General features: G+C 66.6%; 6 protein-coding genes. All 6 read right to left on the reverse strand.

The window, feature by feature from the left end:
• Positions 1 to 29 precede the first annotated feature (29 nt).
• The 6 genes from addA to ahcY all read right to left on the reverse strand — a co-directional run bounded on the left by addA (position 30) and on the right by ahcY (position 13,060).
• A complete protein-coding gene (gene addA / locus ORS3428_RS23595) occupies positions 30 to 3,542 on the reverse strand; it encodes a double-strand break repair helicase AddA (protein ID WP_071100700.1) in 3,513 nt (1,170 codons plus the stop codon).
• A complete protein-coding gene (gene addB, locus ORS3428_RS23600; protein WP_071100701.1) occupies positions 3,539 to 6,673 on the reverse strand; it encodes a double-strand break repair protein AddB in 3,135 nt (1,044 codons plus the stop codon). The genes addA and addB overlap by 4 nt, the downstream gene beginning before the upstream one ends.
• Complete coding sequence (locus ORS3428_RS23605; RefSeq protein ID WP_108723154.1) at positions 6,670 to 7,392, reverse strand: nucleotidyltransferase family protein; 723 nt, start codon at positions 7,390 to 7,392, stop codon at positions 6,670 to 6,672. The genes addB and ORS3428_RS23605 overlap by 4 nt, the downstream gene beginning before the upstream one ends.
• Positions 7,389 to 8,900 carry a tRNA (adenosine(37)-N6)-threonylcarbamoyltransferase complex ATPase subunit type 1 TsaE gene (gene tsaE / locus ORS3428_RS23610; protein WP_071100702.1) on the reverse strand — a complete coding sequence of 504 codons (1,512 nt, stop codon included), beginning with the start codon at positions 8,898 to 8,900 and terminating at the stop codon, positions 7,389 to 7,391. The genes ORS3428_RS23605 and tsaE overlap by 4 nt, the downstream gene beginning before the upstream one ends.
• A gap of 6 nt (positions 8,901 to 8,906) precedes the next feature.
• Positions 8,907 to 11,471: a sensor histidine kinase gene (locus ORS3428_RS23615; protein WP_071100703.1), complete on the reverse strand. Its 2,565-nt coding sequence runs from the start codon at positions 11,469 to 11,471 to the stop codon at positions 8,907 to 8,909.
• Positions 11,472 to 11,659: 188 nt separating this feature from the next.
• Positions 11,660 to 13,060 carry an adenosylhomocysteinase gene (ahcY, locus tag ORS3428_RS23620; protein ID WP_071100704.1) on the reverse strand — a complete coding sequence of 467 codons (1,401 nt, stop codon included), beginning with the start codon at positions 13,058 to 13,060 and terminating at the stop codon, positions 11,660 to 11,662.
• Positions 13,061 to 13,302: the final 242 nt, after the last annotated feature.

The raw sequence follows: 13,302 nt of genomic DNA on the forward strand, positions 1-13,302 counted from the left end.
GTGGCGGCGATGTTCAAGCAGTTCTTGTGTCACGCTCCCGTGAGTCGGGCAAGGGCATCGTCCATCGCCTTCGCGGAGAGCTCGATGAGACGGGGCGCTTCGGTGAAGAGCAGCGCAGCCGTCACCTCGCGGCCCGGATAGAGCGGCTGAAGCAGCGCGCGGTAGAGCGCAAGCTGCAGCACATAGGCCGGCGGCACTTCGGTCAGGCTCGCCGGGGCCGGCCGGTTGGTCTTGTAGTCGACGATCGAAACCTTTTCGGCAGTGACGGCAAGCCTGTCGATCTTGCCCGAGATCGAACGCAGCTTGCCCATGACCTCCAGGCTGCCCATGACCGCAACTTCCGCCCGCGAGGATGGCGAGAAGAGCGCGCCGAAGCGATTGTCCGCGAGGATCGAAAGCACCGCCGCCAGCGCCTTGTCGCGCTCGCCTGYCGGCCAATCGGCGCCGGCGCGCCCCAGATAGCGCTCCGCGGCGTCCCGCCTTTCGTTTTCGGTGATCGCGGGCAACATCTGAAGCAGTTTATGCAGGACAAGGCCACGCACCACCGCAAAGCCGGGTTCGGCCTCGGCGTCGAGCACCGGCGAGCGCGTGTCGGGAGTAGCTTCTGTCGTCTCGTCGATCAGCGCCGAGGCGCCGGAGGGCGAGAGCGGCCGCGGCAGTTCCTCATAGGGCGGCAGCGGCCGGAACAGGCCGTCCGGCARCGGCGCAGCATGCTCGAACGGCGCCGTCTCGCCGGCCTCATCGAGCGCCACCGGCGGCAGCTTGGTCATATGGAAGCGATGCACGGCCACCTCAGYCGTCGCCGGATGCCGGCACTCCGTGCTTTCCGGCGCACCGGGCAGCGCCCGGCTGACGATCGAATGCCAGGTGCCGGCGCTCGGCGCCCGTTTGCCGTGATAGCCGCAGACGATCAGCCGGTCCTCGGCGCGCGTCATACCGACATAAAGCAGCCGCCGGTATTCGTCGTCGGCAAGCTCGCGCGCCCGCGCCGAGGCTGCGCGCGAAACGCCGTTGGCGACATCATTGGCCGAGCGCCAGAGATAGCCCTTGCCCTTCCACTGCGAGCCTGAGCCTTCGAAGGCCATCAGGCGCGGCAGATGCTGGTCGCTGAACGGCGCCGAACCGCCGTCGACCAGGAAGACGACCGGCGCTTCGAGGCCCTTGGCTGCATGCACGGTCATGACACGCACCTCGTCGCGCGTCTGGTCCATCTCGCGCTTGATCTCGGGACCGCTGTTTTCCAGCGTCGAAAGAAAGGATTCCAGCCCAGGCAGGCCGGTCCGCTCCTCGGCCAGGCAGAAGCTCAGGAATTCGTCGAGGATGTCGCCGGCTTCCGGCCCGAGCCGCGCCGTCATCTTGCGCCGCAGGCCGTCGCGCGAAAGCATCGCGGCATAGAATTCGAACACCGGCTTGAACGCCGCATCGTTCGCCCAGGCATCGAGCCGGCTAACGATGGCGGTCAAGGCCTCGTCTCCGGTCGCATGCTGCCGGAGCGAAGTGATCAGCGACTGGCCGGGTGGCCGCTCCCCGGCGAGCGTCAGAAGGGTTTCCTCGGAAACGTCGAAGATCGGGCTGCGCAACACGGCAGCCAATGACAGGTCGTCCTCCGGCTGGATGAGGAAGTGGCCGAGCGCGATCAGGTCCTGAACCGCGATATGGCCGGGCAGGCTGAGCCGGTCAGCGCCGGCAACCGGAATCTGACGGTTCTTCAAGCTGCGCGACAGCGCGTGCACGAAGCGGTCGCGCTTGCGCACCAGGACAAGGATGTCGCCTGCCGTCAGCTTCCGGCCCTTGCCCTCGATGATTTCGCCAGTCCTCAGCCAGTGCTGGATGGTAGCGGCGACATGCTCGGCGACACGCACGGCCGGCGCGCTGGCATGGTTGACCGGCAAGGTCCAGTCGTCRGGTTCCTCGACCATTTCGGCGCCGATCGAGGGCCAGACCTCGACATAACCCGGCGCGTCGGTGCGGATCGCCTTGTGGCTCAGCGGATCGCGATCGTGGCTGATGCCGCGCCGCACACCCGGCTCGGCAAAAACGCGGTCGACGGCGGCAAGCACGTCGTCGCTCGAGCGGAACGACCAGGTGAGCTTGAGGTCGGCGAAGGAAGCGTGCGCACCGCGCACGCGGCCCGCAAACAGAAGTCGGCTTTCGGCAAAGGAATCCGGCGCCGCGCCCTGGAACGAGTAGATCGACTGCTTCTCGTCGCCGACCGCAAAGACGGTGCGCCGCACCGCCTCGCGCTGGCCGAGCCCGGCAAAGAACTCTTCGGTCAGCTTCTTCACCACCTCCCACTGGTCGGGGCTGGTGTCCTGCGCCTCGTCGAGCAGGATGTGGTCGATGCCCTGGTCGAGCTTGAACTGCACCCACGGCCCGGCGTCCGGCCGCGACAGCAGGCCGACGGTGCGGGTGATCAGGTCGTTGAAGTCGAGGAAGCCGCGGCTGCGCTTCAATTGCTCGTAACGCGCGATCAGCCAGCGCGCGACGGTGAGCGCCGCCGCCGTACCTTCCAGCATGCGGAACAGCGCCAGCCGGTCCGACACGTCGAGGATCGCCCTGGCTGCCGCCAGATAACGCTCCGGCAGATCGGGCAGCCGGTCGACCAGCGCCTTCTTGAAGATTTTCGGCGGATCGTAAGGGTCGCCGTCGGAGCGCAGGAAGGCCTTGGCGAGCAGCCGCAGCCGCCGGATCGGATCGGCCTCGGCAAAGGCGCTCCGCGCATAAGGCAGCACGTTGTTCAGCACCTGCCGCGCGTCGGYGGCTTCAGCAGCGCGCGCGAACTCGACGAACTGGCCCGGCGCGAAGCCCGGTAGCGGCCAGACGGAGGCGGCGATGTCGTCGGCCGACTGGCCGGGCCTGAAACCGAATTCGGCAAAGAGCGGCCGGAAATCCCGGTCCTTGCCGAGCTTTTGGATGAAAGCGCGCAACTCGTCGCGTTTGCCGACGATTTCGGAGAGCAGGCTGTCGAGCCCGAATTCGCCGCCGCGCTCCAGCACCATGGCAAAGGCTTCCGCCAGGCCCTCGACGCCGGCGCCCKCGCCCGAGATCATGTCGCGGCGGGCATCGGCGAACAGCGAGGCTTCCATCTGCGGATCGAGCATCTCGAAATGCGCCGGGATATTGGCCTCAAGCGGGAACTGGTGCAGCACCGATTCACAGAAGGCGTGGATGGTCTGGATCTTCAGCCCGCCCGGCGTTTCCAACGCTTCGGCGAACAGCCGGCGCGCGCGGCGCATGGTGTCGCGATCGGCATTGCGTGCGTCGAGCGCGGCGATCCTGACCGCAAGCTCGGCGTCGGGAAGCGAGGTCCATTCGGACAGGGTCGAGAAGACCCGGTTCGACATGTTGGCGGCGGCAGCCCGCGTGTAGGTCAGGCACAGGATCTTCGACGGATCGGTGCCGTTGAGCAGCAGCCGGATGACGCGCTGCGCCAGCACATGTGTCTTGCCCGACCCGGCATTGGCCGACACCCAGGCGGAATTGGCCGGATCGGAGGCGCGCGCCTGGCTGGTCGCGGTATCGGAGGGAATCGGATATCTCATCCTTCCGCCTCGTCCTCGCTTTCGCCGCCAGCCGACCATTCGAGCACGCGGGCGAGATGGTCGTAGTCGCCATCGGCCTCGCCCTCGCGGAACGGCAGCGCGCGCGACAGATAGCCGGTCGCAGGATCCGCATAGTGGAAGAGCAGCCTTTCCAGCCGGGCCCAGGCTTCCTCGGCAAGCTCGTTGGCGGTCTTCGGCTTGCGGTTGTATTCGAGGATCGATTCCTCGAACACCTCGCCATTCGGCTTCAGCCGCACGAAGGCAAGCTGCGAAGGCTCGCAAATGCCGAGCTCCTTGAAGGCGCCGCGCCGCAGAAGCGCGCCTTCGAGCGCGAGCTGCGGCGACAAAAGCGTGTGCGCCTGCGCTTTCGAGGGCGAGGAGCCGGTCTTGTAGTCGAGGATGTCGGCCATGCCGCCGGCAAGCAGGTCGACGCGGTCGGCATAGCCGGAAAGCGTCACGCTGGTGCGACCGACGACGGTTCTTTCGGCGCGCTCCTCGGCATGGCGCCGCACGACCGCCTCGGCGCGGGTGTGCTCCCATTCTATGATGTTGGCGGCGAGTTTTTCGAAACGCGGCCACCACACCGCCTCGATGTCGGGCGGGAGTGCTGCGTCGGCAAAGCACAAGCGCCCGGCCTCGAGGAGGCCTGCCAGCGCGCCGGACGCCCTCGGGTCCTCCACTCGCCGCGAGAACAGATGCAGGATTTCGTGGAACAGCGTGCCGCGTTCGGYAGCGCCCGGGTCGCGGATCACCGGGTCGAGCGGCATCAGGCCGAGAATCCGCCTTGCATAGATGGCATAGGGGTCGCGGCGCAGCGTCTCGATCTCCGTGACCGAAAAATGCTGCGGCCTGACCCGCAGAGGCGGCTTTGGCTGCGGGCGGGCCGCGAATTCTTGTCTTTCGCCGGCGTCGAGCGCGCGCGCCCAGCCAAGCAGCGCATCGCCGCGCCGGCTAAGCGCCTTGGCCTGTTCCTTGCCGATAAAGGTGAGGATGCGCTGCRGCCAGCGCGACGGCACCGCCGGCGCGTCGCCGGATCGCGCCGAACGCGTCAGCACCACTTGCCTGGAGCCCATCGCCATCTGGAAATCATGCGCGGCAAGGCCGATGCGGCGCTCCGGCGGYTCGAGGTCGATGCCGGTCTTCATCAGCCGCGACATGAAGCGGTCGCTCTCCGGCTTGCGCGGCCACACACCTTCATTGAGCCCGCCAATGACGAGCGTGTCGACGCTCTGCAGGCGCGCTTCCAGCGCGCCCCAGATGGCGATGTTGCGGTCGGTGCCTTGCGCCGGCTTGACCGTCTCCGGCGCGACCATCGCCTCCATGACATCCGGCCATTCGCCGGCGGGTAAGGTGAAGGGGGATGACGCGGCAACCAGCCCCCGCAGGAGATCGGCCAGCTTCTCGCCGGCGTCTCCGCCATAGAGCCCGGTCACGCTGCTGTCGGCGGCGCGGCCGAGACCTTCCAGCGCCACAACGCTCGCCCGCGTCAAGGTCGCGATATCGGCGTCCTTCTCGCCGCGCATCGCCGTAAGCGGGGAAAGCGCATTTGTAAGTCGGCTAAGCACATCTCGCGCCTGCTCAATGCCGCGCACGGTGAGGCGGGGGAACCAGAAGGGGTGGCGGCTCTCGCCGCCAAGACCGGAGAGCCGCGCCTCGAAAAGCTCGCCGAGCGACGCGATGTCCGGTCTGCCGGTGCCGCCGCGCAGCGCCACCAGCTCGATCAATTCGGCCGCCCTGCGCACGATTTGGCGTTCGAGCCCGAGCCCAAGCATCGGATGCTTGAGCAGGGACAACAGACCCACCGGATCGCCCGGCCGGAATGCCGCCTGAAGCGCCAGCCTGAGCAGGCCGGCCGCCGGCGTGTTGGCGAGCGGCGTGCCGCCGGAATCGTCGGCGACGACGCCAAAGCGCAGAAGCTCGGCCGAAACCCGCCGCGCCAGCGCGCGGTCGCCGGTGACGAGCGCCGCGCGCTTACCCGGTACTTCCACGGCGCGCTTCAGGGCGATCGCGATCGCCACCGCCTCGTCGCGCTCGTTGGCCGCCTCGACCAGCGTCACGCCGGCCAGCGCCTGCTCGACATCTGCTGCCGCGAAGCGCGGTCGCGTCTCGGTCCAATGCTCGGTGGTTTCGGCCGGCCGCAGCGCTTCGCCGACGAGGGCCGAGCGCAGCGCAAGCGGCCTCGTCGCCATGCCGATCTCCTCGACATCGCGGCGCTCGACGCCGATGCCGCCGATCAGCTTGGCCAGGCCGTATTGCGGATGGCCGAGTGTCGCCGGCCGCGCGCCGGGCGCCGTTATCGCCGCGAAGGAGGCATCGTCCAATTCGCGGTCGAGTCCGGGCAGCACCACGGCGCCTTTGGGCAGGCCGGCAATCACAGCAAGCAGCTCTGCGGTCGCGGGAATGGAGCCGGTCGAGCCGGCAGCGATCACCGGTCCGGCCGGCGGATTGCGCTTCAGCCGCGCCGCCTCAAGACGGATCAACGCGCTGCGATGCGCGGCAGGGTTGGAGCGGTTGCGTTCCTCAAGCAGCTTCGGCCAGTTGTCGGTGACGATGCCGAGGAAATCGAGCGTCACCTGCCACCAGCCGGCGAGATTGCCGGGCACCAGCGTCGCGAGCTTGGCCCAGTCCGTACCCTCGGTCTCGATCTCGTCCATCAGCCGGGCGAGGTCGCGCGCCAGCCAGATGGCGTCGGCGGCCGAAGTCGGCACCACGAATTCCTCGTTGAACCGCTCCCTCACATGTGTTGGCAGGCTCTCCTTCCAGGCGCGCACCAGCGGCGCCAGCAAAAGCAGCCGCTCCTGCGCCGCGATCGGCGGCGCGAGATCGATGGCCGGTGCCGTCTCGGCATCGAAGGCGGTCTCGTCCTCGTCGAATTCGCCAAGCGGACGCACTGTCGGCAGGATGGCCGAGCGTCTGCCCCCTCCCGATCCGGAAAACGCATCGACAAAGGCGCCGCGCAATGCGCGTGCCGCGCGGCGCGTCGGCACGTAGATGGTGGCGTCGGCCAGCGCCAGCGGGTCGCCGTCGAAGCGGAAGCCGGGGATGAGGATGCCGTCGAGCAACGCCTCCGCCAGCGTCGGCAGGAACGGCGCTCCGGGCGGGATCGAAAAGACGCGGCGCGAGCCRCTCATACCGCCTTCGCGAGCGCGCCGGCGACCGCCGCCTCGGCGGCCGGAATGGCGTCGGGCGTGCCGACGGTGATCCAGCGGCCGCTCATCGGCATGCCGAACAGCCGGCCGGCGGCAATCGCCTTGTCGAAATAGACATTGAGCGAATGCGCTTCTTTGGGCGCATCCCTGAAGATGCGCGGATGGATGATCGCGGCGCCGGCATAGATCAGGCCGGCCGGATCGCCTTTCGAACGTCGCAAAGCGCCGTCCGACGCCATCAGGAAATCGGTGCCGACGCAATGTCCGGTCGCTGAGTCGAGATCGGTGAGCATCAGCAGAATATCCATTCTGGCAGCGTCCCATGCAAGGGAAAGGCGCTCGAGACTGGGCTCGCCGCTGTCGATCCAGAAGGTATCGGCGTTGATGATGTAGAAGGGCTCAGTGCCCAAGAGCGGCAGCGCATTGACGATGCCGCCCGCCGATTCCAGCAACGCCTCGCTCTCGTCGGAAATGACGATTTTCGGCGCTTTGCGGGCGGCGACATGGGCGATGATCTGCTCCGGCAGGTAATGCACGTTGACCACCGCCTTGTTGACGCCCGCGGCTTCCAGGCTGTCCAGCCCCCAGTCGAGCAAGGTCTTGCCGGCGATCTTCACCAGCGGCTTCGGCATCGTGTCGGTGATCGGCCGCATCCGCTTGYCGAGTCCCGCGGCAAGCACCATCGCGGTCTTCGGCTTCATGGCGAGCGTTCCTCGAGCAGGCCGTGGGCCATGTAGAAATCCCTCATACTGGCGAGCGCCGGGTGCTTGAGCGCCCGCCTCAGATAATCGCGGATGCGCGGCAGGTGCTTCAGATAGTAGGGTTTGCCGTCGCGCTTTTCGAGCCGAACGAAAATGCCCAGGATCTTCGAATTGCGCTGCACCGCCATGATCGCATAGGCCTCGGCGAAACCTTGTTCGTCGAAGCTGCCCGCGGCGCGCCGGGCCGCGACATAGGCGTCGACTGTCCGCCGCTCGATCTCTGGCGAGACGGTGACGCGCGCGTCCATGGCGAGCGAAGCGACATCGTAGGCGGCCGGGCCGATCAACGCGTCCTGCACATCGACGATGCCGAGCCGGTCGAGCCCGGAGCGCTCTGCGCGCCAGATGATGTTGGGCGAATGGAAGTCGCGCAGCATCAGCGTATATTCGCTGCCTGCGAGGCGGTCGAGCACGGCGTTCCACTCTTTGTGGTAGCCGGCTCGCAATTCGTCGCTTGCCGGCTTGCCGGTAACCATCGGCACATACCAGTCGACCAGCAGGTCGGCCTCGATCAGCATGGCGTCGCGGTCGAAAGGCGGCACGTCGTGGAACACGCCGGGCGCGGCCTCCATGCGGTCCGGCCACTGCTTTCCGTGCATCATGGCAAGCAGCTCAGCCGCTGCCTCGTAGCGCTCGGCGATGGGCCGGCCATCGCTGCCCAAGAATCCTTCCGAGCCGAGATGCTCCAGCAGCAGGAAACCCTGTTCGAGGTCCTGCGCGTGGATGACCGGAACGCTGACGCCGGCGRCAAGCAGCGCCCGGTCTATGGCGACGAAGGCTGTGACGGACTGGGCCGTGTGGGCGATCACCGCATAGGGCTTGCCGTCAAGCACCGGCGGCCCGAGCACGAGACGCGGCGAGTTCATCAGCACRCGCGGCGCCTCGCCGGGAAGCGAGACGATCTCGTAGGAGCGGGCGGAAGCGTCACCGACGAAGTGGCGGCGGCTCGCCTCGCCCCATCCGGCGGAGGTCAGAAAACCGCGCATCGCGAGCGAGCGAGCCGCGCGCTCGAACGCGGCTCCCTGTCCGGCAATCCTCGCCGTCCGGCCCGCGCCCTGCTCGGCAAGCTCGACCTGGAGCGCATTTGCCGGCAAACGGTCTCCGACCCGTTCCGGCCACTCGATCAGCGCCACGCCCTGCGCCAGCGCGTCGTCGAGGCCGAGCTCGTCAAGCTCGTCCGGCGAAGACAGGCGGTAGAGATCGAAATGATGGACCGGTATGCGCGTCTCGTAGCTCTGCACCAGTGTGAAGGTCGGGCTCGGCACTTCGAGATTGGCATCGTCGGCAAGCGCCCGGATCAGAGCGCGCGCCAGCGTCGACTTGCCCGCGCCGAGATCACCCTTCAGCGCGATCGCGTCGCCGGCGCGCACGGCAACGGCAAGGTCTTCGCCAAGCCTTGCCGTTGCCGCCTCGTCGGCGAGAAAACGTTCCAGCACAGTCTCTGCCAATGCGTGTTACTCGGCCGCTTCGCGGATGCCCGAAGGCGTGTCGGGGAAGGTGCAGATGACCGTTGTGCCCCTGTCCGCGCCCGTTTCGATGCGCACGGTTCCACCGTGCAGTTCGACGAAGCTCTTGACGATCGAGAGCCCCAGTCCCGCGCCGCGGCGCCTGCCGCCATTGGCCCGCGGCTCGAAGCGGCGGAAGACCGATTCCAGCACGTCCGGCGGCATTCCGGGTCCGTCGTCATGCACGGAGAATTCCACACCCTCGACCGCCCGGCGGCAGGCAAGCGTTATCGTGCTCGCCTCCGGCGCATAGTTCGCGGCGTTGCTCAAAAGATTATAGAGGATCTGACGGACGCGTGTCTCGTCGCCATGGAAGCTCTTGGGCGCCGACGCCGCTTCGACCTTGAGCTTGATCTGATGCTCCTCAAGCCGGTCGGCAACCAGTTCGGCTGCCGCCGCGATCGTCCTGTCGACGCTCATCTCGGAAATGTCGAGCTGCATGATGCCGGCGTCGACCGTCRCAAGGTCCAGTATGTCGTTGACGATGGTGAGCAGCACCGAGGACGACGAGCCGACATACTCGACATATTCGCGCTGCTTCGGCGTCAGCGGCCCGGTGGAAGGCAGCGACAAAAGCTCGGTGAAGCCGATGATGTTGGTGAGCGGCGAGCGCAGCTCATAGGAAACGTGCTGCACAAACTCGTTTTTCAACTGGTCCGACTTCTCCAGCGCCTCGTTCCTGTCCTTCAGCGCCCGTTCGACATTGACGGTATCGGTGACGTCGACGAAGGTCATCATCACCTGACCGTTGGGCAGGTGGATCACTGCATAGCTCAGCACYGTGCCGTTGACGAGCTCGGTCTGGCCGCGGCGGTCGCGGCGCTCATCGTCGAAGCCGGTGATGGCGGCGACGAAGCCGCTCCRGGGGCTGTCGGCGGCGCGGCGGTCGCAGAGATCGCGGATCGCCGAGACATGGACATTGGGCTTGATCGCGTCCGGCTGCAGTCCCCACRGGGTGACGAAGGCAGGGTTGGACAGGCGCAGCCGTCCATCCGGCCCGAACACGGCCACGCCCTCCGCCAGATTGTCCAGCGTCTCGCCCTGCACGCGCACGGCGGTCTGGTAGCGGCTTTCGAGATCGATCTTCTCGGTCAGGTTCTCGAACACCCAGGTCACGCCGCCCTTGGGCTGCGGGTTTGCCACCACGCGGATCGTCTTGCCGTCCGGCAGATGCCACCAGTGCTCCTGAGGTTCGACGGCGCGATAAGCGCCGAGCAGGTTCTCCTTCCAGCGCCGCCATTCCGGCTGCTCGGCGATCTTGCCTTCGCTTCGCAGCCGGTCGAGCAGCAGCGCGTTGGAAGGGGCGCTGTGCAGGAAGCCGCTGTCGAGGCCCCACAGCTTCTGGAATGCCTGGTTGAAGAAGCGCAGCTTCTCGTCCGTGTCGAAGATCGCCACCGCCGTGTTGAGCTGGTCGAGCGTGTCGGCATGGCTGCGCACGGTCCGCTCATATTCGGCGCGGATCGTCTCGATGGCGCTGGTGTCGCAAGCGAGCCCGGCCGAGCCATCGACGCCAGCGAAGTCGGTGACCGCGAACATGCGGCGGTCGCCTTCGATCACCGTCGACAGCGTCTGTTCGAAGACGGGGCGCGACTTGTGCTGCTCCCCGATCTGCTCGCGCGCCTGTCCCCCGAGAAACTCCTTCGCCTCGCGCACGGCGGCCTCGGCGCCGCCCGCCTCCACCGCTTCGGCATAGRCTCGATTGACCCATTTCAGCCGCCCATCGGTCCCGCGCAGCCATGCCGGCATCTTCAGCGCGTCGAGCAGGCCAAGCATGGTGTCGTAGTCGGCGCTGAGCCGCTGGTTCTCGATCTTCAGCCTGGCCTGGCTGCGCAGCGTTTCCGACAGCGAGATGAAGCGCACCAGCACATGCGCGGCGCTCTTGCGGCCATGCACTTCGAGCGGCATGCCAGCCTGCGTTTCGATGACGAGGTCGAAGGCCTTCGACCGGTCGCGCAGCGCCGCGATGGCGTTTTCCAGCGCTGCGGCCGAGCGCGGCATCAGCCAGCGGCCGAAGGCGAGGAAAGCGGACCGCTCGTCGGGAGCGCCGCTTTCCAGCGGCAGGCTGCCGATCAGCTCCGGCTTCTTGTTTTCCGAAGTCCAGACGACGACGCGCTGGTCGCGCAAATTGAGCAGGGCCTCGGAACGCTGCAGCGCCGCGTTGACGTCGGCGATGCGGGCTCTGAGCTCGACATTCTGCGCCGAGGTGCGCGCCCGCTCGCGGATCAGGAAAATGGCCGAGAGAAGCGCCGCGCCCATGACGCCGACGAACATGGCAAGCTGCATCACCTCGACTGCGCTGACCGACTGCCCGGCATTCGCGGCGATGCCGGTCTCAGCATGCGCGGTGAGCCCGAATATCGGGCAGGCGAGCGTGGAGGTGGCAAGAAGCACGCCTATGCGGGCGCCGGCGCGCCATGCAAAACCCCGGCCCGTCGCGGCGGAGCCGGTGTTTATCGAATCCTCATGGCCRCCGGAAACGGCCTGTCCCGCGCGTGGCGGGTTTTCCCCCGGCATGTCTTGGTCCTCTTCGCCGCTTGAATGCAAGACCGCCCTGATGCGTYCCCCGGCCCAACTGTCCCCGGACCGCGAATCACAACAATAACGCCTGCCGGAATCGGCGTGAAGAATCATGGGCGCAAAAAATAAAGCCGGGCGAAATGTCAACACCCGGCTTCAATATATTGTAGATATTTTCGTTTTGGTTAATAGCGGTAGTGTTCCGGCTTGTAGGGCCCCTGGGGCGTCACGCCGATATAGGCCGCCTGCTCGGCAGACAGCTCCGTCAGGCGGGCGCCGAGCTTGCCGAGATGCAGCCGCGCGACCTTCTCGTCGAGGTGCTTGGGCAGCAMATAGACCTGGTTCTGGTAGTGGCCGTGCTTCGTGAAGAGCTCGATCTGCGCCAGCACCTGGTTGGTGAACGAGGCCGACATGACGAAGCTCGGATGTCCGGTGGCATTGCCGAGGTTGAGGAGTCGGCCTTCCGACAGCAGGATCATCCGCTTGCCGTCGGGGAAGGTGATCATGTCCACCTGCGGTTTGACGTTGGTCCATTTCAGGTTGCGCAGCGCCGCCACCTGGATCTCGTTGTCGAAGTGGCCGATATTGCCGACGATCACCATGTCCTTCATCGCCCGCATGTGGTCGAGCGTGACGACGTCCTTGTTGCCCGTAGTGGTGATGACGATGTCGGCGGTGGGGGCTGCCTCTTCCAGCGTCACCACCTCGTAGCCGTCCATCGCCGCCTGCAGCGCGCAGATCGGGTCGACCTCGGTCACCTTGACGCGGGCGCCGGCGCCGCGCAGCGAGGCCGACGAGCCCTTGCCGACGTCGCCATAGCCRCAGACCACGGCGACCTTGCCGGCCATCATCGTGTCGGTGCCGCGGCGGATGCCGTCGACCAGCGATTCCTTGCAGCCGTATTTGTTGTCGAACTTCGACTTGGTGACGGAGTCGTTGACGTTGATTGCCGGGAACGGCAGCAGGCCCTTCTTCTGCAGCTGGTAGAGCCGGTTGACGCCGGTTGTCGTCTCTTCGGTGACGCCCCGGATTGCTTCCCTCTGCTTGGCGAAGAAGCCCGGCGACGCCTTCATGCGCTTCTCGATCTGRGCGAACAGGATCTCTTCCTCCTCGCTGCCGGGATTRGACAGCACGTCCTCGCCGGCCTCGGCGYGGGCGCCCAGCAGGATATACATGGTGGCGTCGCCACCGTCGTCGAGGATCATGTTGGAGCTGCCGCCATCGGCCCACTGGAAGATCCGGTCGGTGTATTCCCAATAGTCTTCGAGCGACTCGCCCTTGATGGCGAACACCGGGATGCCGGCCTCGGCGATGGCCGCGGCGGCATGATCCTGGGTGGAGAAGATGTTGCAGGACGCCCAGCGGATATCGGCGCCCAGCGCCTTCAGCGTCTCGATCAGCACCGCCGTCTGGATCGTCATGTGCAGCGAGCCGGAGATGCGCGCGCCCTTGAGCGGCTTCTTGTCGCCGAATTCCTCGCGGCAGGCCATCAGGCCCGGCATTTCGGTTTCGGCGATCTCGATCTCCTTGCGGCCCCAGCCGGCAAGCGAGATGTCGGCGACCACATAGTCCTTGCTACCCGTCATGGCAGTGCTCCGGTGTGATTGTCTCAAACCGCGCCGCGCCGGGGACGGCGCATGGAGGGGCGCGGATTTGCCGGCCTGACTARCAGATCGGCCGCCAAACGACAATGGGATATAAAGAAATCTTTATTCGTGCATGTCTTCGGGGCCAGTGCATGTCGCCCAAAACTGTGCAGCGGTTTTTGGGGACGCGACATGCACAGACAAAGCAGCATGTCGCCCAAAAGTGTGCAGCGGTTTTGGGA

Source organism: Mesorhizobium sp. ORS 3428 (genome assembly GCF_001854785.1).
Classification (GTDB): domain Bacteria; phylum Pseudomonadota; class Alphaproteobacteria; order Rhizobiales; family Rhizobiaceae; genus Mesorhizobium.